The organism is Caulobacter sp. HJHS_5, assembly GCF_056683955.1.
This window is the reverse complement of sequence record NZ_JBWZNC010000008.1, coordinates 66,201-88,228: the sequence shown is the minus strand read 5'-3', so window position 1 is coordinate 88,228 and position 22,028 is coordinate 66,201. Positions and strand designations below refer to the sequence as shown.

The following is a 22,028-nucleotide window of genomic DNA, read 5'->3' as shown; positions in this document are numbered from 1 at the left end:
TCAGGCCTCGACCGGCTCGCGCGACGTCTTCCCCTGGGGCTCGTAGCGGTAGACCGGGTCTTCGCCCCGCAGGACGATCTGCTGCAGCAGGCGGCGCTTCTCCGGCGAGAAGGGATTGCGCCGGTGCAGCAGGCCCCGGTTGTCGAACACCACCAGGTCGCCCGGTCGCCAGTCCTGCTCCCACTGGAACTCGTCGCGGGTGGCGTGGGCCCAGACCTCGTCCAGCAGCGTTTCCGACTGTTCCACCGGCAGGTCGGTGATGTAGGCGTGCATGCGCCGGCCGAGGAACAGGGCCGGACGGCCGGTCTCCGGGTGACGGGAGACCAGCGGGTGGACGCGACCCGGGGAGGTAGTAACGTCCGTGATCTCGTCGAAGCCTTCGACCAGACCAGCCGCGTTGGCGGCCCCGCTGTTCTTGAGCGAGAGCTTGGACAGCTCCGCGAGCTTTTCCGGCGACAGCGCTTCCGCCGCCAGGGTGACGCTGGAGAACACCGTCTGCCCCTCGCCGGAGGGCGCTTCGACGGCGTAGAGCACGGTGAAGCTCGCCGGCTTCTCGCGCGTGACCATGTCGGAGTGCCAGTAGAGCTCCTGCGAGCCGTAGGCGCCCTGGGCCTGACCATTCTCGACGATGTTCGAGACCGCCCCGATCTCGGGGAAACGCTCGTCGGTCAACTTGTTGTCGCGCCGGGGGCTGTTCTTGCGTTCCTCGGTCTCCTGTCCGCGCACGGTCGGATCGCCGATGCGCTTGGCGAAGTGGACCACGGCGGCGGGACCGAGGTCCTGGCCGCGAATGCGGACCACCTGGTAGGCGACGGCGGCCTGCTTGATTTCTCGGATCGCCCGCTCGTCGAGCGCCTCGACGTCGGCGATGTGCAGGTCGGCCCCGAGCGCGCGGTCGGAGGGCGTGACCTCGAAGGATTCGAAACTCAGCTTGGCTTGGCGGGTCATGAACGGGTCCCTTTCGGCGATCAGAAGTCGTAGGAAATCGAGGCCCACACGAAGCGGCCGTCGGAGTTCACGGGGTTGAGGGAGGTCGTCGGCAGGCCGCCGTCGATGGCGTACTGGCGGATCGGATCGGCCTGGGAGCTGAACAGGTTGTCGGCCCCGACGGTCAGCTTCACGTCGTCGCGAAGGTCGTAGGCGACCGAGAGGTTCAGCACCCGCTGGGGCGAGAAGGTCTGATCCAGCGCCGACTTGGACGGATCGATCTGCCTGTATTCGCCGTAGTGGATGCCGGTGGCGGTGACCGCCCACGGCCCGCGCACATAGGTCCCGGACAGCACCACCTTCACGTCCGGGGTGCCGTATTCGATGTAGCCGGCGGTCTGGCGGCCGATGGGCGTCTTGCCGTTGACGCTGCGAATCTCGGTGATCTTGGTCTTGTTGAACTCGATCCCGAGGTTGAGGCTGAGGTCGCCGCCGGCGAACGGGGTCGCGTAGTCGCCGGTGAAGCTGACGCCCCGCGTCCGCGTGTCGAGGGCGTTGGTGTAGAAATTGGCCGAGATCACCTGCGGGAAGCCCGCATTGGCCAAGAGGGTCTGGACTTCGGCGCCGGCGAAATTGTCCGACAGCGCGATGCGGTCCTTGATGCTGATCTGATAGGCGTCGAGCGTGATCGAAGCCGCCGGCGTCACCCGCCAGACCACGCCGCCCGAAAGGTTGGTCGACTTTTCCGGCTCCAGCGGCGCCGAGCCGAGGGCGATGGCCACCGGGCTGTCGACCGGAAAGGTGCGGACCTGGAACAGCCCCGTCTGGTTCACCACCGTGGTGGTCTGAGTGTAGGAATAGGCCACCTGGCCGATGCTGGGCGCCCGCACGCCGCTCGACACCGAACCCCGCAGCGCGACGGTCGGGGTGAGCTCGTAGCGGGCCGAGGTCTCGCCCGTCGCCACGCCGCCGAAGTCGGAATAGTCCTCCGCCCGAGCGGTGAGGCTGAGACGCAGCTTCTCGGTGACCAGGCCCTCGAGACTGGCGTAGCCGCCCCAGACCTTGCGGGTCGTCTCTCCGGCGTCGGTCGGCAGGTAGGCCTGCCAGGTCATCGAGCCGTAGGGCGCCGCCTTGCCGGCGTTGGGCCCGTCGAGGATCGGAACGCCGCCGTCGACGTAGGAGGCGAGTTCGCCGGCGCCGATACGATAGAGTTCGCGCCGACCGGACAGGCCCGCCGAGAAGGTGATCGGGCCTTCGACGAAGCCGACCGGCAGCGGCGTCACATAGCCGAGGTTCAGCTCCGTCTGCGAATGATAGAGCGAGCCGGTGTTGAAGTCGGTCGGGGTCGCCAGGCCGAAGGAGGCGTTGTTGGATTTGGTGGTGCGGTAGCGCTGACGGTTGTCGCCGCCGGTCAGCGACAGATCGATCTGCCCCTCGCCGGCCACATCCCAGCGCACGCCGCCCGCCAGGGTGCGGTCGTCGCTGTTGACCCACTGATTGGGCTTGGTCCCATCCGGATAGAGGGCGCGGATGGTTTCGTTGGCGCGCGGCAGCAGGGGATTGCCGTTGATGCGCGTGCGCTTGCGGGCGATCGTGCCGAAGCCATAGAGCTCGACGCCTTGGCTGACATGGCCCTCGGCGTTGAAGGCCGCCCGCACGTCGGTGCGAATCTCGGGCTGGCCGCGGTAGAATTTGCTCTTGTCGACCGTCGCCTCGCGCGGATCGCCCGGGAAGTAGTAGGCGCGGGTCTCCGGGCTGGCGAACTGGTCGGTGTCGTTGGCGTGGCCGGCGTCCAGCGCCAGGGACAGGAAGCCGTCGCCGGGCAGTTCGAGCCCCTTCCAGGCGCGGACGTAGGCGGTCTGACCGTCGCCGTCGCGATACTGCCCCCCACGTAGGGCGATGTTGCCGCCATCGACCTTCTCGCGCAGCACCACGTTGATAACGCCGGCGATGGCGTCCGAGCCGTAGCGGGCGGCGGCCGCGTCGCGCAGCACCTCGACGCGCTCGATGGCGGCCAGCGGCAGGGTCGCCAAGTCCACCGCCTGGTTGCCCCGGGCGACACCGCCCTTCACGTTGACGAAGGCCGACTTGTGCTGCCGGCGGCCGTTGACCAGCACGAGGGTCTGATCGGGCGCCAGGCCGCGCAGGGTGGCGTTGAGGTTGGCGCCGGCGGCGCTGCCGATGGTCACCGACGGAAAATTGATCGAGGGCACGGCCGCCTGCAGGGCCGAGCCGAGATCGCCCGCCCCGCCCTGTTGCAGCCGTGCCGCGCTGACCACGGCGACGGGAGTCGCGCTGGTGAGGGTGGTGAGACCCCTGGTGCTGGTGCCGGTGACGATCACCTCGTCGACAGCGCCGACCGCCGCATCGGCGGCGGCGGCGTCCGCGGCGTGAGCGGCCGTGGCGGCGAAGGTGAGAACCGCGGCGGAGGCTCCGTGGAGTGCGCGGCGAAGGAAAACGGACATAGACTTCATCGACCTGTTTTTTGCTGCCCCACCGCGCGTTTCCGCTCGGCGTTCCCCGGGTCTGCAAACCAAGAGGGATTGGCCCCGCTTGGAGATCACATTATTCCTATCGATCTTATAGGAATTGGAAGTCAGCTTTCCTGATCGGCTTTGCAGTAATGATCCCCTCCCCTCGGCGGCGGCGACGCCTATAGCGCGCGCAATGACCGTCTCTCGCCCCCGCACCGTCGCCCTGATCGTGGCCTCGGCGCTGTTCATCCAGAACCTCGACGCCGCCGTGATCGTCACCTCGCTGCCGCAGATGGGCCGCGATTTCGGCCTGCCGCCGGCCGCCCTGAGCCTGGCGGTGACCAGCTACATCCTGGCCTCGGCGGCCTTCACCCCGCTGGCGGGATGGCTGGCCGACCGTTTCGGCGCGCGCACCGTCTTCGCGACGGCGATCGCGGTGTTCGTGGTCGGGTCGCTGGGATGCGCCCTGGCGCCCAGCCTCCTGCTCTTTTCACTGGCGCGCGTGGTGCAGGGCCTTGGCGCGGCCCTGATGACGCCGGTCGGCCGGGCCGCCGTGCTGCGCAACACCGCCAAGGCCGATATCCTCAACGCCATCGCCCTCATGGCCTGGCCCGCGCTGATGGCCCCGGTGATCGGCCCGGCGCTCGGCGGCTTCATCACCGAGACCTGGGGGTGGCGATGGAACTTCGCCATCAATCTTCCGATCGGGCTCGGCGGCCTGGTCTGCGCCCTCGTGTTCATCCCGAACGTCAAGGCCGCCGCGCGCGCGCCGCTCGATGTGCCGGGCCTCGTCCTGGTGGGCGGGGCAGCCACCACCCTGGTCTACGCCCTGGAAAGCCTGGCCCACGATCCGGCGGGCTGGCCGCTGGCGGCGGGACTGCTGGTCATGGCGATCGGTCTCGGCTGGGGCGCCTGGCGACGGCTCAACCGGGCCGATTATCCACTGATCCACCCCGGCCTGTTCAGCATCCCCACCTTCACCACCACGGCGCTCGGCGCGGGCATGGCCGCCCGCCTGGGCATTTCGGCGACGCCGTTCCTCCTGCCGCTGCTGTTCCAACTGGTCTTCGCGCGCAGTGCGTTGGGGGCCGGCGTGATGGTGCTGATCTATTTCGCCGGCAACCTGAGCATAAAGCCGGCCACGACCCCGTTGCTGCGGGCGCTCGGCTTCCGCCGCCTGCTGATCGTCAACGGCGTGCTTTCAGGCCTTTGCATCGCGGCTTGCGCCGGCCTTTCGGGGTCGACGCCGCCCCTGGCGACCGGCCTTCTGCTCTTCCTCGCGGGCGCGACGCGCTCGACGCAGTTCACCGCCATCAACACCCTGACCTTCGCCGACGTGCCCGAGGAAACCTTCAGCTCGGCGACGACGCTTTCGACCATGGCCAACCAGGTGTCCAACGGCCTGGGGATCGCCGCCGCCGCCGTGATCCTGTCCGCCCTGCGCGGCCCGGGCGGACAGCAGAGCCTTGGCGACTTTCAGGTCGCCTTCCTGATTGTGGGCGCGATCACGATCATCGCCTCGCTGGGCTTTCTGCAACTGCATCGTTCGGCGGGCGCCTCGCTGATCCAGCGCGCCTGACCTTCAAGGCCGCTAACGGCAATCTGGACGCCGCGCCTCGACCTTGAGTGTCAGGCCTTGAAGACGGGCGCGGCCAACACCGCGCGCAAGCCGCCGGAGTCGGCAGCTTCCAGCCAAACCCGCCCGCCGTAGAGGTGGACGAGGTCGCGAACGATGGCCAGGCCCAGGCCGGAGCCCGGCGCGCGCTCGTCCAGCCGCTGCCCGAGGTCGAACACCACCTCCCAGTTCTCGGGCGCGAGGCCCGGACCGTCGTCCTCGACGATGACGTGAACCAGGTCCGGCGCGGGATTCCGGACGATGACGCGCACGGCGCCGCGGGCCCATTTTCCGGCGTTGTCGATCAGGTTCGCCGCCATCTCCGCGAAATCCTGCGCCTCGACCGCCACCGCCACCGGCTCCGGGGCATCGAGGGTGAAGGTCACGCCGCGGGGGCCGTAGAGGCGGCGCATGGCGCTGAGGATCGGCTCCAAGGTCGTCGCCGCGTCGGCGGCGGCGCCGGGCGTGCTGCGCGAGGCGGCGGCGCGGGCGCGGGCCAGCTGGTAGTCGATCTGGCGATGCATCCGCTCGCACTGGATGCGCAGGGTCTCGGCCGCCTCGCCCTGGCCCGCGCGGGCCAGGCGTTCGGCCTCGTCGGTGAGAATGGCCAGCGGCGTCTTCAGGGCATGGGCTAGGTTGCCCGCCTGCGCGCGCGCCCGGCGGATCATCTCGCCATTGGCCTCCAGCAGGCTGTTGAGTTCGTGGACCAGCGGCCGCATCTCGCTGGGCGCCTCCTCCGGCAGGCGGCGCGCACGGCCGAGGCGGACCTCGGCCAGGGCCGCCCTCACCCGTCCCAGCGGGCGCAGCCCGAACCACACCTGCAGCAGGGCGGCCGCGATCAGGCCCAGGGCGACGACGCCGAGCGACAGCACCAGGCTGCGGTTGAAATGCGAAAGCACCTCGTCGAGCTGAACCTCATCGATGCCGATGCCGACGCGCAGGAGGCCGTCCGGCGCCCCGGCCTTGGCCACGGTCTTTTCCACCGACCGGACCGGACCACGCGGGCCGTCGGCGAAGATGCGCCGCGCCTGTCCCACCGGCGGAGCGGCCGTCGGCAGCACCATGACCGCCGATCCGAGCGAGGGCGAACGCGCCAGCACATCGCCAGCCACGTTCTCGATCTGCCAGTAGAAACCCGAGCCCTGCGGCTGGAAACGCGGATCGCTCACCGGGCGATGCAGAAACAGGCGCCCGTCGGGGCGAAAATCGACCAGCACGGCCAGTTCGTCGGCGTGCGCTTGAATCTCGTTGTCGAACTGGGCGACGACATGCTCGCGGAAGAGCTGCGACAGCGCCACGCCGCTGAGCGCCATGCCGCCCAGAATCCAGACGCCGGCCCCGACGATCAGCCGCAGACGGAAGCTGCGCCACAATGTCGGCATCGCTTCAACCCACCCGATAGCCAAGGCCGCGCATGGTCCGGATCACCTCGCGCCCCAGCTTGCGACGCAGGCGCCCGACGTAGACCTCGATGGTGTTGGGCTCACGCTGGTCGTCCAGGCTGTAGATGTGGTCGATCAGTTCGCCCTGGGAGACGATGCGGCCCTTGCGATGCATCAGGTATTCGAGGATGCGCAGTTCGCGCGCCGTCAGCTCGACGAGCTTGCCGTCGACCTTGGCCACGCCGGCCGTGGGGTCGAGCGTCAGGCCTTCGTGAACCAGCACCGGCGAGGCCGTCCCGCCCGACCGGCGCATCAGGGCGCGAAGACGGGCCACCACCTCCCCGTTCTGAAACGGCTTGCCGAGATAGTCGTCGGCTCCGGCGTTCAGTCCATCGACCCGGTCGGTCCAGGCGTTGCGGGCGGTCAGCACCAGCACCGGCATGTCGCGGCCTCCGCGCCGCCAACGCTGCAGCACCTCAAGGCCGGAAAGCCTGGGCAGACCAAGGTCGAGCACCACGGCGTCGAATACTTCGGTCTCGCCCAGAAAGGCCGCCTCCTCGCCGTCATAGGCGCAATCCACGGCGAAGCCGGCCTCGCGCAGGGCCAAGCCCAGGCGGCCCGCCAACTCTTGATCGTCTTCGACAAGAAGGATGCGCATGGGCGTTTCGCCCTCCTACTAGCCGCCTTGGCTGAAAGCGACCTGAAAGGCAGTCACGCCCCCCGCAAGACCGCACCCAGCCGCGCTGTCAGCCAGAATTCAGCTTCGCGTCAGCGCAGCTTCAGGCGGCGCCGCCATACACCCCCTTCGAAACTGCGACACGCTCGTTCGGGGGTCTTGGTGCGTCCACGTCTTAATTCGGCTTTCGGGGCCGTCGCTCTGGCCGGCGTCCTCGGCTTCCCGTCCGCCTTCGCCGCCGAGCCCGTCAAGCTGACCCCCGCCCAGGAGCGCAGCATGGGGCTGCGGGTTGCGACCGCCGTCGCGGCGAGCGAAGCGCCGATCACCTCGGTCAGCGCGATTACCGCCCCCCCGCCGAACGGCCGGGTGGTCGCCGCCGCGCCCTTCGCCGGCACGGTGGTCCGGGTCGATGCGCTGGAAGGCCAGGCGGTTCGCCCCGGCCAGACCCTGGCGGTGATCTTCAGTCAGGACGCCCTGCGCGCCGGCTCCGAGCTCGCCCAGGCCGAGGCTGAACTGGCCGCCGCCCAGGCCGCCGCCGAGCGGGCCGAGATCCTGACCAAGGAAGGCATCGTCGCCGGCGCCCGCGCCGACGAGGCGCGCATGCGTCTGGCCCAGGCCCGCGCCGCCGCCGCGGAGAAACGCCGCCTGGTGTCCTCGGCCGGAGGTCGCGGCAACGGCGAATACGTCCTGCGCGCGCCTATCGCCGGTCATGTCTCGCAAATGAACCTTCAGCCCGGCGGCGGGGTGGAGGCGATGGCCGCCGTCGCGGTGATCGACAAGAGCGACCGCCTGTGGGCGGAGGCGCGGCTGCCCGCCGCCTTTGTCGGCCGCATCGCCGTCGGCGCCCCGGTGACGGCCGAAGGCCTGCGCGGCCGCGTGGTCGCGGTCGGTTCGGCGATCGACCCGCGCACCCGTTCGGTGGTTCTGCGCGCCGAACTGCCCGCGGGCGCGGCCCTGACGGCGGGCCGAACGGTGTGGCTGACGGTTCACGGCGCCGCGCCCGCCGGCTCCGTCACCCTGCCCCGCAGCGCGGTGATCAAGGCCGGCGGCGCGGATACGGTGTTCGTCCGCGAGACCTCGGGCTTCCGGGCCCAGGCGGTGAAACTGGCCGGCGCCTCGCAGACGCAAGTGGTCGTCACCGGCGTGCGGCCCGGCGCCTCGGTAGTCACGGCCGGCGTCAGCCAGCTCAAGTCCGCGGCCGGTCTCTAGGCCATGCTTTCGCGCCTTGTCAGCCTGTCGCTGAGCCAGCGGCTCATGATCATCGTGGCCGCCGTGGGCCTGCTGCTGCTGGGCGTGGACGCCTATCGCAAGCTGCCTGTCGACGCCTTCCCGGACATCGCCTCCACCCAGGTGAAGATCATCCTCAAGGCCCCAGGCATGACGCCGGAGGAGGTCGAGAACAAGGTCATCGCCCCCCTTGAGATGGAGCTGCTGGGCATCCCCCGGCAGCAGGACCTGCGCTCGATGGCCAAGTACGCCATCGCCGACATCACGCTGAACTTCGTCGAGGGCACGGACGTCTACTGGGCGCGTCAGCAGGTGTCCGAGCGGCTAAACGCGGCGCTAGGCGGCCTGCCCGCCGGCGTCGAGGGTGGGCTGTCTCCGATCTCCACGCCGCTGTCCGACATGTACATGTTCACCATCGAGGGGCCGAACCTCTCGCTGGAGGAAAAGCGCACGCTGCTCGACTGGACGATCCGCCCGGCCCTGCGCGGCGTGCCGGGCGTGGCCGACATCAATGTGCTGGGCGGACGGGCGCGCGCCTTCGAGGTGACGCCCGACCCTGGGGCCATGGCCGCCGCCGGCCTGACCAGCGCGGCCCTTGTCGAGGCCATCGAGGCCGCCAACCGCAATGACGGCGCCGGCCGACTCGTTGAGGGCGAGGAGGCCCTGGTGGTGCGCGTCGCCGGCGCGGCGGGCGGGCTGGAAGACCTGGAGGCCATCCCCGTGCCCCTGCCGGCCGGCGGCTCGGTGCGCCTGGGCGATGTGGCCAAGGTCGGCGTCGGCGCCGTCACCCGTTACGGCTCGGTGACGCAGGACGGGCCCGAGGAGGCGGTTCAAGCCATCGTCATCGCCCTCAAGGGCGCCGACGCCAAGGCGGTGGTGCACGAGGTCAAGGCGCGGCTCGCAGACCTCAAGTCGTCCCTGCCGGGAGGCGTCGAGATCAAACCCTTCTACGATCGGTCGGAGCTGGTCGAGCGGGCCACCGAGACGGTGACCCACGCCCTGATCGAGGCCAGCATCCTGGTGGTCATCCTGCTGCTGATCTTCCTGGGCGAGTTGCGCGCCGCCCTTGTGGTCGCGGTCACCCTGCCCTTCGCGGCCCTCATCACCTTTCTGATGATGCGATGGTTCGGGCTGTCGGCGAACCTGATGAGCCTGGGCGGTCTGGCCATCGCCATCGGCATGCTGGTCGACGCTGCGGTGGTGGTGGTCGAGAACACCGTGGAACGCCTCGACGATCCGCAGATGAAGGGCGCCAAGCGCCTGCACCGCATCTACGAGGCCTGCCGCGAGGTGGCCGCGCCCGTGACTTCGGGCGTGATCATCATCTGCCTGGTGTTCATGCCGCTGCTCACCCTCGAAGGTCTGGAAGGCAAACTGTTCCGGCCCGTGGCCCTGACCATCGTCTTCGCCCTGGCCGCCAGCCTGCTGCTGTCCTTCACCCTCATCCCGGTGCTGTCGTCCCTGGCGCTCAAGGCCCAGCCCCACCACGAATCCTGGCTGATGCGCCGGATCGGGCCCGCCTACCAGCGGCTGCTCGAACGTTCCCTCGCCAGGCCGTTGCCGGTCATCGCCGCGGCCCTGATCGGCTTCGGCGCCACGGTGGTCGGCTACATGTTCGTCGGCAAGAGCTTCATGCCGACCATGGACGAGGGCGCCATCGTCATGCAGCTGGCCAAGCTGCCGACCCTGAACCTCGACGAAAGCTCGGCGCAGGACGGAGCCATCGCGAAGGCGGTGATGTCCCGCGTGCCGGAGGTGAGGCGCATCGTCACCCGCGTGGGCACCGACGAGATCGGGCTCGACCCCATGGGACTGAACGAGAGCGACGTCTTCATGGAACTGGCGCCCAAGGCCGAATGGCGCACCCGCGACAAGGCCTGGCTCACCGAGGAGATCCGCAAGGTGGTCTCCGAATTCCCCGGCGCCGAGGCCAGCTTCACCCAGCCGATCGAGATGCGCACCGCCGAGATGCTGACCGGCAGCCGCGGCGACCTTGCGGTGAAGGTGTTCGGCCCCGACCTCACCGTGCTCGGCGATCTGGCCAAGGCCATCGAGGCGGCCGTGAAGGCCACGCCCGGCGCCGAGGACGTGCTGACCGTGGCCGGCGACAGCATCGGCTACCTGCAGTTCGACGTCGACGGCGCGGCCGTGGCCCGCGCCGGCCTCACGACCGAGGCGGTGCAGAACGAACTGCGCGCCCAGATCGAGGGCGCGCCGGCCGGCACCGTCTTCGAGCCGGGCCGGCGCACGCCGATCGTGGTGCGTGGCCGCGAGGACCTGCGCGCCCAACCCGAGCAGATCGAGGAGATGGAGGTGGCCACACCGAACGGCGGCTTCGCGCGGATCAGCGAGCTGGCCCCGCCGGAGCGCGTCGACGGCCCTGTGAAGATCGATCGCGAGAACGCCTCCCGCTACGCCCTGATCCAGGCTTCCGTCTCGGGTCGTGACCTCGTCGGCTTCGTGCGGGACGCCCAGGCCCGGGTCGCCGCCGACGTGCCCCTGCCGCAGGGCTATCGCCTGACCTGGGGCGGCCAGTTCGAGAACCAGCGCCGCGCGGCCGCGCGCCTCGCCATCGTGGTGCCGGCGGCCCTGGGCCTGATCTTTCTGGTGCTGTTCGTCACCCTGAAGTCGATCCGCCAGTCGGCCCTGATCCTGGCCAACATCCCCTTCGCCATGATCGGCGGCATGCTGACCCTCTGGGCCTCCGGCCAATACCTGTCGGTGCCGGCCTCGGTGGGCTTCATCGCCCTACTCGGCATCGCCGTGCTCAACGGCCTTGTCCTGATCTCCCATTTCAATGACTTGGTGGAACGCGGCTACGACATGACGCGCGCCGTGGTCGAAGGCTCGCGCCGCCGCCTGCGGCCGGTACTGATGACCGCCTCGATCACAGCGCTCGGCCTCGTGCCGCTGCTGATGGCGTCCGGCCCCGGTTCGGAGATTCAGAAGCCCTTGGCCACCGTGGTCGTCGGCGGCCTGCTCACCTCCACCCTGCTCACCCTGATCCTGCTGCCCATCCTCTACCGCCGTTTCGGCGTCGAGCCGGGAACGCCGGCGGCGGAGACCGCCCAATGAATCTTCGCGTCACCCTTCTGGCCGCCTGCGGCCTGCTCATCGCGACCGCGGCGAGCGCGGCGGAGCCCGGCGCCGCCCGTCCCGGTTGGCTGCCGCCCGATGAGGCCATCGTCCAGGCCCTGGAGGAGACGCCCGCCGTCGCCGCCGCCCGCGCGCGGCTTTCCGGAGCCCAGGCCGAGGGCCGAGAATTGTCGGCTGGCCCCTACGAAACCACGGTGCGCGGGCAGTGGGACGAACGCCGGGTCCGCGACGACCGCGACTATCGCGAGTGGAACGTCGAGATCAGCCGGGGCGTGCGTCTGCCCAACAAGGCCGCCCTCGACCGGCAGGCAGGGGCCGCGACTGCGCGCGCCGCCTACGACGGCCTGGAGGACGCCCGCCATCACGCCTCGCTGGAGTTCGTGGACCTGTGGATCGACTGGCAGGAGGCCGCCGAACGCATCGCCATCGACCAGGCCGAACTCGACACCTACGCCACGGAGGTCAAGGCGCTGACCCGCCGCGTCGAACTGCGCGACGCGGCTCCCCTCGACCTGGAGCAGGCCAAGGCCGCCGAGGCGCGGGCGCGCCTGACCCTGGCCCAGGCGGTCGGGGCCGAGCGCACGACCCGCGCGGCCCTGGCGGCCGTGGCCCCGACCCTGACGCCGCAAACCGGGCAGCCGCTGCCGGCGCCGATCCGCCCGCACCGCGCGCTCGACCTGTGGCCGGACATCATCGTCGAGCGCAGCCACGAAATCGCCTCGGCCAGCGCCGCCGCCGACAAGGAAGCAGCCCTGGCCCGACGCATGGCGGCCGACCGTGTGCCCGACCCGATCCTGGGCGTGCGCACCTTCACCGAATTCGGCGGCCAGGAACGCGGCGCCGGAGTGTTCCTGCAGGTGCCGTTCGGCAGCCGGCTGCGCAGCGCGAGCGCCGACCGCGCGGCGGCATTGGCCAGCGAAGCGCAGGCCCGCCACGCCCAGGTGCAGCGCGAGGTGAGGCTGGAGGCCCAGTCGGCGGTCATCGCCGTGCAGACCGCGCTCGCAGCCTGGGAGCAAGCCAAGGCCGCGCGCGAGACAGGGGAGATCGCCGCCCAACGCATAACGCGGGCCTATGCGCTGGGCGAACGCGACCTGGCCGAACGGTTGCTGGGCGAACGGCAGGCCTTCGAAACCCGCCGCCTTGAGCTGGAAACGCGCGCCGAGGCGCACCGGGCCGTCATGCGCCTGGCGCTTGACGCGCACGAGTTCTGGCTGGACGACGAAGGCTAGGAGGCCGGCTTCACCGGGACACATGGAGCCCGCCGCCCCGATCGGCTAACACGCGCCGATGTCGTCCAACCGCCCGCCCGCCTCTTCCGCCGCGAACCTGCAGATGGGCGGGCGCGAATGGGCGATGCTGTGCGGCCTGGCCCTGCTGTGGGGCTGCTCGTTTCCGTTCTTCAAGGTGATGGCGGGGAGCCTGCCGCCCTTCACCATCGTCCTCGCCCGCGTCGGCGTCGCGGCGGTGGTGCTGAACCTCGTGATGCTGGTCCTGCGGCGGCCGCTGCCGCGCGATCCGGCGCTGTGGGGCGGGGTGGCGGTCATGGGCGTGCTCAACAACGTCATCTCGTTCAGCCTCACCGCCTACGGCATCCGCTACATCCCCAGCGGCATGGCCTCGATCCTCAACGCCTCGACGCCGATCTTCACCGTGCTGGCGGCCCACATGTTCACCCGCGACGACCGGCTCACCCCGCAGCGCGCCTTCGGCGTCGCCGCCGGCTTCGCGGGGGTGGCGGTGCTGATGGGCCCTTCGGCCTTCGAACAGGGCGGTGGAAAGGTGCTGATCGGCCAGGCTTGCTCGGTGATCGGCGCCGGCCTCGCGGCCCTGGCCGCCGTCTATGGCCGCCGCTTTCGCGACACGCCGCCCCTGACCGCCGCCACCTGCCAGCTGACCGCCAGCACCCTGATCACCCTGCCCCTGGCGCTGGCGTTCGAGCGCCCCTGGACCCTGCCGCCGCCGTCTCTCGAGGTCTGGGGCGCCATCTTCGGGATCGCCGTCCTGAGCACGGTCGTGGCCTTCGTGCTGTTCTTCCGCATCCTGGCCACGGCCGGGGCCACCAACCTGCAGCTGGTCACTTTCCTGATCCCGATCGTTTCCATCGCCCTCGGCGCGATGATGCTGGGCGAGCGCCTGCCTTCGCGCGCCTACGCCGGCATGGCGGTGATCGCCCTCGGCCTGATCCTTATCGACGGCCGCCCCCTGCGCTGGCTGCGGCGGCGACTTTAGGTCGCAACGGCCGAGCACCGCTCCTTAAACATGATCCCCGCAAATTGGGCGGCCCTATCCTGGAGCCGCCATGCCTGAGCTGCTGACGCGCGGAGTGAGTTTCATCATGCGCCACCGGGTCAAGATCTTCGACGCCGGCTTCATCGCCATCCTCCTGCTGGTCGCCGCTCTCTTCGCCTTCGAGGTCGACGTCTTCCAGCATCAGGGCCATGTGAGCCAGGCGCGGGAGACCCTCGAGCTCGACGAACTGATGGTTTGCGTCACTCTGCTGATGGCCGGGGTGCTGATCTACACCTGGCGGCGCGCCCGCGAGCATCGCCGCGAAAACAACCGCCGCATGGCCGCGGAGCGCGAGGTGATGAACCTTGCGCTGCATGATCCCCTCACCGGCCTGCCCAACCGCCGCCAGTTCGACACCGCCCTCAAGGCCGCGCTGAACGCCCTGCCCGCCACCCCCGAGGCTCATGCGGTGTTCCTGCTCGACCTCAACGGGTTCAAGAAGATCAACGATGTCCATGGCCATCCGGTCGGCGATCAGGCGCTGATCCACGTCGGGGCGCGCCTGCTCCGAGCAGTCCGCGACGGCGACCTGGTGGCCCGCCTGGGCGGCGACGAGTTCGCCATCCTCGCCCGCAACGTCGCCGGGGCCGAGGCGGCGACGACAATCGCCCTGCGAATCATCGACAGCCTGCAGACGCCGGTCTCGGCCGGCGGGGTGAACCACGCGGTGGGTACGGCGATCGGGGTGGCGCTATCGCCGTCGGACGGCGTCGAGACGCAGGAGCTGCTGCGCAAGGCGGACGTCGCCCTCTATCGCGCCAAGGCCGAGCGCAAATCGACGGTGCGGTTCTTCGAGGAGCATATGGACGCCCGCCTGCGGGAGCGCGACGCCCTGGAGCGATCCTTGCGCGCCGCGATCGAGGCGGACCGGATCGCCGTGCGGTTCCAGCCCTGCGGCCGGATCGACGAGCGCCGCATCGCGGGCTTCGAGGCGACGACGCATTGGGAGGACGACGAACTGGGCTTGATCGAGCCCGAGCGCTTTCTGGCGGTGGCCGAGGAGGCGGGGCTGCTCGCAGCCCTGACCGAACGCACCCTGGCCAAGGCCTGCGCCGCGGCGGCGACGTGGCCCACGGGCGTGCGGCTGTCGATGAACCTGCCGAGCGGCCTTCTGCCCGATCAGACCTTCGGCCTGCGCGTGCTGAAGGTTCTGGGCGAAACCGGCCTCGCGCCCACCCGCCTCGATCTGGAAGTCGACGAAGGCGCCCTGATCCGCGACACCGAGACCGCCAGCCTGCTGCTGTCTCCCCTACGCCGGGCGGGGGTCAGTATCGTCGCCGATCACTTCGGCACCGGCTATGCGGACCTGAAGAACCTGCAAAAGCTGCAGCTCGACCGCATCAAGCTCGACCCCAGCTACGTCCAGGCCATGACCCGGGATCGCCAGGCGGCGGTGATGGTCAAGGCGTTGATCGCCATCGGCCAGGGTCTGGGCCTCAGCGTCATCGCCGACGGCGTGGTGGGCGAGGATCAACGGGCGGCCCTCGCCGCCCAGGGCTGCGAGGAACAGCAGGGCGCGCTCTACGGCGGCTCGGTCAACGCGGAAGAAGCGTGCGCCATGGTCGCGGCCCCGAAACGGCGGCGCGCCTAGCCGAACGTCTCGCGCGGCGTCTTCAGGGCCCGCAGCATACGCTCGTGGCGATAGGCGGCGATGTCCAGCAGGGCGACGTCGATGGCGTCGCGCACCGCCTCCAGGCTGCCGCCCTGCTCGGCTCGCTCGCAGGCGTCGCCGAGCGCGAAGGCGCCGACCCCGCGCGCCGCGCCCTTCACCGTGTGGACGGCGTCGCGCCAGCCCACGGAGTCGGCGTCGAGCATGGGAGACCACAGGCCGGCCTGCTCGCGGAAGATTTCCAGCACCTCGTCGATCAGCGAATCGTCGCTTCCGGCGAAGCTTTCCAGGTAGGAAAAATCGACCGCTCCGGTGATGTCCCGCTTCGCCATTTCACCGTCCCTCAGCGAGTTGACTTTGGCCCCTTGCCATCCCGAACTTTTGCCGTATGTTCCGCGCCCTTCGCCCAACCCGGCGGGGGTGCATAGCTCAGTTGGTAGAGCAGCTGACTCTTAATCAGCGGGTCGTAGGTTCGAATCCTACTGCACCCACCAATCCCTTCAAGGGTTTGGCGGCATTTGGTACCCAAGGCAACGAGCTGGGGTACCAGTGGGGTACCAGACAAAAGGTCGAATCTCGGAAGTAGGGTCTCGGGACCGGGCTCTTAGCGAGCGACGCGCGGTCCGCAGCCTGCTGCCCTCAATAAGCTACGAGGTTCGGCGGGATGCAGCGCCCGAGGCAAGCCTAGGTACCAAGGAAGGAACTTAGAGAGACGTGTGTCCTAAGCCCGCCTGAGAACATCCGCCGGTTGTTTCTGGTCAAGCTTCCAACCCTAGGCTAGCGTTGCGGTCGAGGGACCAATGGACATCAAAGAAGCCGAAGCGCTGGATCGTGGTGCGCGCTTTTTCCGCGGTGATCTGCACATCCATAGCATCGCTGGATCGCATGACGTCAGCGACGTCACGGCCACGCCCGAAGCTATCGTAACCACCGCGCATAGCGAGGGCCTAAGCCTGATCGCCATCGCCGATCACAACGAAATTTCCGGTGTAGCAGCAGCAATCGAAGCGGCGAGAACACTGCCGCTTCTGGTGGTGCCAGCCGTTGAGCTGTCCACGGCGCATGGACACCTTCTCTGCTATCTGCCCACGCTCGACGCGCTTCAGCGCTTTCACGCAAAGCTATCGCTTGCCGACCGCAACACCGCGAACTCGCGTTGCTCAACGGGCGTGGTCGACATCCTTAACCTTGTTCGTGAAGGTAACGGGTTCGCCATTCTGGCGCATGTGGATGGCGGCAAGGGGCTCGAGACGGAGGTGCCTGGATCGCCTCCGCACAAGAAGGACATCATCTGCCACCCCGCGCTTCTTGGGATGGAGCTGATGCGCGCGGATTCACCGGTCGCCTTCTCCGACCGTGATGCAGATGCCGGTCGAAAACAACTCGGCCGCGAACGCATTGAGGCGCTTGGGCTGGGCAAGTCACAGTTCCTCGCACGCATCCTAAACTCCGATTCCCACACGCTGGCGGCGCTCGGCCGAAACGCGGCGGGTGACCGGAAAGTCACGCGCTACAAGATGCAGGAAGTTTCGTTCGAGGGCTTGCGGATGGCTCTCCAGGACGCCGATGCTCGCGTGCGCATTGAAGAGGAAATACCGGCTCGCATCCCGATGGTGCGCACCCTCTATCTCGACGGTGGCTTTCTGGCGGGACAGGCCATCAATTTCAGCCCCAACCTCAACTGTATCATCGGCGGGCGTGGCACCGGGAAGTCCACCACCTTCGAGGCGATACGCTGCCTCACCGGCAATAGCGGCACAGGCGACGTAGTCGATTCCGAAGTCTGGCCGGAGATGATCGATCTGATCGTGGAGGATCAGGCTGGCCAGAAGGCGCATTTGCGCCGGCGGCTTAATTCGGAAGTGGAAAACGCCGACGATCCGGAAGCTCAGGTCAACGCGATCAATGTCGAGTGTTATGCGCAGAGCGAAGCCGCCACCATCAGCCAAAACGCGAACGCAGATCCGGCAGCGCTTCTCAGCTTTCTGGATCGGTTCATCGGCGTTTCGAGCGATTTGCGCGAAGAGGAAGAGCTGCGGGCCAAGCTCCTAGAATCCGAGGCCGACCTAAAGAAGGCAGCGGAAATCGTGGCGCGCATCCCAGGCGTGGAGCGCGACCTCGCTCTCAAGAAAAGCCAACTTGCCGCGCTCGAGAAGCAGAATGGCAAGGAGGTCATCGCGCTCATCCGAAAACTTGAAACGGAAAAGCAGCTTCGAATTTCTCTGCGAAACGATGTCAAAGCGCTGCTGGACCACGCCAAGCACGACACCCTCAAAGAGTACGCCGAGAACATCGAGACTTTGGCGAACCCTGCCGAACTGACAGTCGGATCGGCCGAGTACGTCGCCATCGCGAAAGAGGCGACGGCTTTCAAGGCAAAGGTGGTTGCGTCCGAAGCCGACTTGACCTCAGCAGCGAAGGCGCTCGCGGCGAGCACCGAGACCGCGCTCATGGCTTGGCGCTCAAAAGAAGTCGAAGCTCAACGCACGATCGACACCAAGAAGGCTGCGCTGGAAGCTAGCGGCGTTCGCCTCGACATGGTGTTCATCAACAGCCTCTCGACGGATGAGGCAAAACTCACTGAAACCCTCAGGGTCCTGAAGACCTGGGTGCCTGGGTTGGAGCGTCGCGAGAAAGAGAGGGCGGCTTTGGTGCGCGAGCGTTGGGCTGTCCGCAGCCGCATCGCTATGAAACGCAATGCCTACGGCACCAAGGCGAGCGAGACGCTTCAGGCCGTGCTCACCGATCTGAACGTCAGTCTCAAATTCCGGCAGAGTGCGCTTTCCCCCAGCGCTAGCGCCCTTATTTCGGAGGCGATGGGATGGCGCACCTCTCAGGTGCCGAGAGCGCCGTTGCTGATTGAAGCGCTCACCTTGCCTGGTCTCTTGGAAGCCATCGCGAAGTCGGATCGCGCCGCGATCAAAGGCGTGAAAAGCTCCGACGGCTCAACTGTGTTTTCCGATGCGGATGCAACGACCCTCATCGAAAAGCTCTCCGACATTGCGGTGCTTCACAAACTCCAAGCCGTCGAGGTGATCGACCGACCACTGCTCATCGTCAGTAAAACCGTGACCGGACAGCCGAAGCCGATCATCCGTGACTTCAGCCGCCTGTCGCTCGGCCAAAAGCAGTCAGTGCTGCTGGCGCTGATGTTGTCGGCGGAATCTAACCGTCCGCTGATCATCGACCAGCCCGAGGATCACCTCGACAGCGAGTTCATCTACCAAACCCTTGTGCCGGTTCTGCGTCGCGCGAAGGAACGTCGCCAGGTCATCATTGTGACCCACAATGCCAACATCGCGGTGCTGGGCGATGCCGAGCAGATCATCGTGCTGAAGGCGCAGGACGATAAGGGCCAGATCGTTTCAACAGGCTCTATCGATCACCCAAAAACCCGCGAGTACGCCTGCGCAATCCTCGAAGGGTCGCAGGAGGCGTTTAAGCGACGCGCGCTGATCTATGGCGTCGCCAGAGGTTCCTGATCGTCGAGAGGGGCCAACGTATCGAGCCCCGGCTCGATAGGCTCAGCCAACCCAACCCGTGTAGGCGGTCGCGGCGCCGCAGCCGGATCGTCAAAGGCGATTGCATACCCCTGCGGAGTGGTGAGCCGATGGCAGCTCGGGAAGCGAAGCTGCGCGTCGCCATGGAGTTTGCTGAAGTAGTTTCCTTCGAATTGGAGCGCATCGAGGAAGATGCGGTTCACAAGCTCTCGGGCCACGATGATGTGGTCCCAGATGTCAGGCTGAGTCTGCTCGTCATTGAAATAGATGCCGGTATGCACGACGGCGTTGCGCGCCTGGATCACCGACTTCAGTCCACTTTCGGGGAAGTCGGCGACGACGATCCCGTGATCGGCAACGTAGCGCTCGACCTTGTCGATGAAGCTGGCGCGGTTGAGTTCGGGAAGCTTGCCGATGACCGTGACGGGCAGGTTCAGTTCGGTGATCAGCGCTCGAACTCGTTTGGCGAAGGTCCTAAACAGGCCATTCGACATGAGCGGTTGGGTCTTTGACGGGTAGTCGAGCTCAACGATGTTTTCGAGCGCCGTGATCGCGGCGAGCAGACGGATTTCTTGGTAGTGGCCCGGCGCAAGCAGCCAACGGAGAGCGGAATCCAGAGCCAGGAAGCGCGCGCGGACCTCCGGGGATGAGGTGCATGCCGTTGCGAAGATGGGGCCCAGGTTCAGGAAGTGAAACGGCGCGATGAACGCAGGGGGTGTTTTCGAGCGGTTGTAGACGCGCAGCCTGTGGGTATGGCCCTCTACGCGATCTTCAACGTAGGGTAGGAGATAGACCGCGCTGGCGAACGACAGGACCCGGCGCACATGGTCGACTGTGGCGTCGACCTCCTCCCACCATTCTTTGGAAACCTCCGCCTGATCCGCGCGCACCGCGATAAAACCGGTCAAGCGATGCTCATCCTCGGCGTCAGGCGCTGCGCCCCCCGCGTAAATTGTTCCACTGGAGATGACGTGCTGGAGCCGGTGAACAGTTCGAAAGCGTGGGAACATCCACCGGAATTGCGCCCGTTCTGACGTCACTGCGAGAGGCCGCACGATCTCAGCTTCCCTGCATTCGCCTTTCAGTGTGAAGATGCTGTGATCCGGGGTGCTGTGGGTTCGACGACCGGTAACGGCAAAGGTGGTCGAGGAGATCACCTCGCTCGTCTCCGCCGTTCCATGCAGTGTCCAGTCGGGCGCAACTTGATCGGCATTCAGCCCGCGCGCCAACGTGAACATTTCCGAAGAGACCGGCTGCGGATCGAAGGTGAGGACGAGTTGGCCGCGATCATTCACCTCCGCCGTGAAGGTCACCGGCACCTCAAGTTCTGGCCCGGATATTGTCCCGGTGAAGCGGGTCTCTCCCATCATTGGCATGACCGCCTCCCGTCGCTCATGGGCGCAATTCTAACCGCGAGAAGGAATCCTGGGCCATTCACCAGTCCATGTTATCCAATGGATAACATCGTTCGACATGGCCCTTGTAAGATGACCGGCTGGGACTATCTTGCCTTCATAGGCCGTCTCGCCTGACCTGCCGCCGGGTCAAAGTGGACTTCTAACTTGACCACCAATCGACCTTCACCCGCATGGTCGGTGTGTAATCGGCGGACATCGACCTCACCTGTGAAGGACGATTTATGACTGCCATTGCCCTTACCGAACCGAGTTTGCTCAACGCCAAGCGTGCGCTTCGCCGATGCTTTGTGGAGGAGAAATCCGCCCACCTGACGGAGGCGCTTGCGGCCGCGTGCGGCTACAGCTCACACGCCGCTCTCTTGGCGACAGTGCGCGCGAAGGACAGCGCGGACCCCGACTATGCTCTGCTCAACGAAGACGCTTTCATGCATCGCCTTAGCCAGCTGACGGGGCAGGTTTTCGAGGATGATCCAGGGTTCTTCGAGTTTCTGAGCTACCCCTCCGACGACGGCGTGGTTAAAACTTGGTCACCGAAGGCGGAGGAAGGCTCCTACCAGTCCCTTCGTGATAAGGCCTGGCGCAACATGATGGTGGCGGCCATCAATACCGGTATCGAGCGCCGCCTTTTTACGATCCGCGCCGGCGACAATCGTTGGCCGGGCGCCGACGGACCCAATCGTGGCTCAACCCATGTGTTTGAGTTCGAGATCCAGGGCATCCCCGCCATCGTCTCGGTGAGCAACGCGGGATGGGACGAACTGGCGATCCACATCGCCCTCTGGCCGACCGCTGAAGCCCAGCGCTGGGTGGTGGTCAACAATGCCGGGTTTCTCGCTGGTGATGCGTTCGCTGCGGGCTGGCTTGAGCGTCGCGATGGTGCTTGGCTCCAGTTCTCCAGCAAGCCGGTGTTCAATAGCCGCAAGGCCCGATTGCGCACGGTCGCGGCGATGCACCTAGCCGCGAACGGCTACGCTGATCGAGGGAACTTCAAACTCTAGCTGGACGCCGCACAGTAGGACGCCGGTCGCTTGATCTATCATCATCGGTTTGTGGATGGCGCACAACTCAGTGTTCCCGCTCCGGTCCTTCACGCGTTTCGAGACCGTTGCCTGGAGTTCGCCGTCGCACTGCAACCCGTGGCCGACCGCATTTCCGGGTGCGTATGGTTGAACCTTCTCGCGCTCAACCATCGATACGGCGTCGCTCCGCACGAAGTGCTCGATTCTATCGTGTCGTTAGAGGAGCAGGAACGAGGAGCGGGAACTAAGCCGGCTACCCGCTTCCGCCGTAAACCCCTTAAGGGTCTGTGGCACAAGCACTGGTTTGGCGCACGGTTTATGGCCAGCAATCTCTTGGCCGCGATGCAGCGCCCAGAAGCGGCGGACTGGATCAGTGAAGTCGCAAAAGAGGGAGCCATTCTCGACGAAGCGACAATTGCAAGGATCGCAGGTCGCTTCACAATTGCTGCCTTCGAAGAACGCTATGCCTCAAAGCAGATCACCGGTGAATGGATCGTCTTCCTCAAGCGCGACGGCGTGAACTACTACCTTTGCCTTGCCACGCATCAAACCGGCGATCAGGTGATTTACGACAATATACGAGCCGTCTGCGCACACGATTTTCCTGACATTGGTGAATGGCTGGCTGAGGCTGCGAATTAGCGAAAGGCGAGCGAGATGAGGCACAGAGCGAGCAGCTCATCATCTGATCCGGCACCTTAACGCCTAGTGGGCCAGAGCAATTGATGGGCGGTCGTATCGTACACGCTTCGCCATCTTTTGGGCGCCTCCCCCTCCAGGTGGCCCCGACGCTGCC

The 22,028-nt window shown here is 67.2% G+C and carries 15 protein-coding genes and 1 tRNA gene; 10 read left to right on the top strand and 6 right to left on the bottom strand.

Going from position 1 to position 22,028, the window contains the following annotated elements:
• Both ACFLIT_RS16250 and ACFLIT_RS16245 read right to left on the bottom strand, forming a co-directional pair.
• Nucleotides 1-948: a TauD/TfdA dioxygenase family protein gene (locus ACFLIT_RS16250; protein WP_479912313.1), complete on the bottom strand. Its 948-nt coding sequence runs from the start codon at nucleotides 946-948 to the stop codon at nucleotides 1-3.
• A 20-nt stretch (nucleotides 949-968) separates the two neighbouring features.
• Entirely contained in the window at nucleotides 969-3,392 is a 2,424-nt protein-coding gene (locus tag ACFLIT_RS16245; protein WP_479912312.1) for a TonB-dependent receptor plug domain-containing protein, read from the bottom strand.
• Nucleotides 3,393-3,594: 202 nt separating this feature from the next.
• On the opposite strand from ACFLIT_RS16245, the gene ACFLIT_RS16240 reads away from it, so the two are divergent.
• Nucleotides 3,595-4,980: an MFS transporter gene (locus ACFLIT_RS16240; protein WP_479912311.1), complete on the top strand. Its 1,386-nt coding sequence runs from the start codon at nucleotides 3,595-3,597 to the stop codon at nucleotides 4,978-4,980.
• Nucleotides 4,981-5,030: 50 nt separating this feature from the next.
• On the opposite strand, the gene ACFLIT_RS16235 is transcribed toward ACFLIT_RS16240, so the two are convergent.
• Complete coding sequence (locus ACFLIT_RS16235) at nucleotides 5,031-6,398, bottom strand: ATP-binding protein (RefSeq protein WP_479912310.1); 1,368 nt, start codon at nucleotides 6,396-6,398, stop codon at nucleotides 5,031-5,033.
• A 4-nt stretch (nucleotides 6,399-6,402) separates the two neighbouring features.
• Entirely contained in the window at nucleotides 6,403-7,056 is a 654-nt protein-coding gene (locus tag ACFLIT_RS16230; protein WP_479912309.1) for a response regulator transcription factor, read from the bottom strand.
• A gap of 180 nt (nucleotides 7,057-7,236) precedes the next feature.
• Between ACFLIT_RS16230 and ACFLIT_RS16225 the strand changes: the two genes are divergently transcribed.
• The 5 genes from ACFLIT_RS16225 to ACFLIT_RS16205 all read left to right on the top strand — a co-directional run bounded on the left by ACFLIT_RS16225 (nucleotide 7,237) and on the right by ACFLIT_RS16205 (nucleotide 15,277).
• Entirely contained in the window at nucleotides 7,237-8,283 is a 1,047-nt protein-coding gene (locus tag ACFLIT_RS16225) for an efflux RND transporter periplasmic adaptor subunit (RefSeq protein WP_479912308.1), read from the top strand.
• Between the two features lie 3 nt (nucleotides 8,284-8,286).
• Complete coding sequence (locus tag ACFLIT_RS16220; RefSeq protein ID WP_479912307.1) at nucleotides 8,287-11,376, top strand: efflux RND transporter permease subunit; 3,090 nt, start codon at nucleotides 8,287-8,289, stop codon at nucleotides 11,374-11,376.
• Nucleotides 11,373-12,626 (top strand): TolC family protein, encoded by a 1,254-nt coding sequence (locus ACFLIT_RS16215; protein WP_479912306.1) that lies wholly within the window; start codon nucleotides 11,373-11,375, stop codon nucleotides 12,624-12,626. The genes ACFLIT_RS16220 and ACFLIT_RS16215 overlap by 4 nt, the downstream gene beginning before the upstream one ends.
• 58 nt (nucleotides 12,627-12,684) lie before the next feature.
• Nucleotides 12,685-13,626: a DMT family transporter gene (locus tag ACFLIT_RS16210; protein ID WP_479912305.1), complete on the top strand. Its 942-nt coding sequence runs from the start codon at nucleotides 12,685-12,687 to the stop codon at nucleotides 13,624-13,626.
• Nucleotides 13,627-13,696: 70 nt separating this feature from the next.
• The gene (locus ACFLIT_RS16205) at nucleotides 13,697-15,277 is read left to right on the top strand and encodes a putative bifunctional diguanylate cyclase/phosphodiesterase (protein WP_479912304.1); all 1,581 of its coding nucleotides are present in this window, start codon (nucleotides 13,697-13,699) and stop codon (nucleotides 15,275-15,277) included.
• Here ACFLIT_RS16205 and ACFLIT_RS16200 read toward each other — a convergent pair.
• Nucleotides 15,274-15,627 carry an Hpt domain-containing protein gene (locus tag ACFLIT_RS16200; RefSeq protein WP_479912303.1) on the bottom strand — a complete coding sequence of 118 codons (354 nt, stop codon included), beginning with the start codon at nucleotides 15,625-15,627 and terminating at the stop codon, nucleotides 15,274-15,276. The two genes, ACFLIT_RS16205 and ACFLIT_RS16200, sit on opposite strands and share 4 nt — an antisense overlap.
• 86 nt (nucleotides 15,628-15,713) lie before the next feature.
• Between ACFLIT_RS16200 and ACFLIT_RS16195 the strand changes: the two genes are divergently transcribed.
• Nucleotides 15,714-15,789, top strand: a tRNA-Lys gene (locus ACFLIT_RS16195).
• A gap of 306 nt (nucleotides 15,790-16,095) precedes the next feature.
• Nucleotides 16,096-18,777, top strand: a complete 2,682-nt coding sequence (locus tag ACFLIT_RS16190) for a TrlF family AAA-like ATPase (protein WP_479912302.1) — start codon at nucleotides 16,096-16,098, stop codon at nucleotides 18,775-18,777.
• Here ACFLIT_RS16190 and ACFLIT_RS16185 read toward each other — a convergent pair.
• Nucleotides 18,753-20,165, bottom strand: coding sequence for a hypothetical protein (locus tag ACFLIT_RS16185; RefSeq protein WP_479912301.1), 1,413 nt, complete (start codon nucleotides 20,163-20,165; stop codon nucleotides 18,753-18,755). The genes ACFLIT_RS16190 and ACFLIT_RS16185 overlap by 25 nt on opposite strands.
• Before the next feature lie 269 nt (nucleotides 20,166-20,434).
• Between ACFLIT_RS16185 and ACFLIT_RS16180 the strand changes: the two genes are divergently transcribed.
• The gene (locus ACFLIT_RS16180; RefSeq protein WP_479912300.1) at nucleotides 20,435-21,211 is read left to right on the top strand and encodes a hypothetical protein; all 777 of its coding nucleotides are present in this window, start codon (nucleotides 20,435-20,437) and stop codon (nucleotides 21,209-21,211) included.
• Between the two features lie 30 nt (nucleotides 21,212-21,241).
• Nucleotides 21,242-21,874 carry a hypothetical protein gene (locus tag ACFLIT_RS16175; protein ID WP_479912299.1) on the top strand — a complete coding sequence of 211 codons (633 nt, stop codon included), beginning with the start codon at nucleotides 21,242-21,244 and terminating at the stop codon, nucleotides 21,872-21,874.
• The last annotated feature ends 154 nt before the right edge of the window (nucleotides 21,875-22,028 follow it).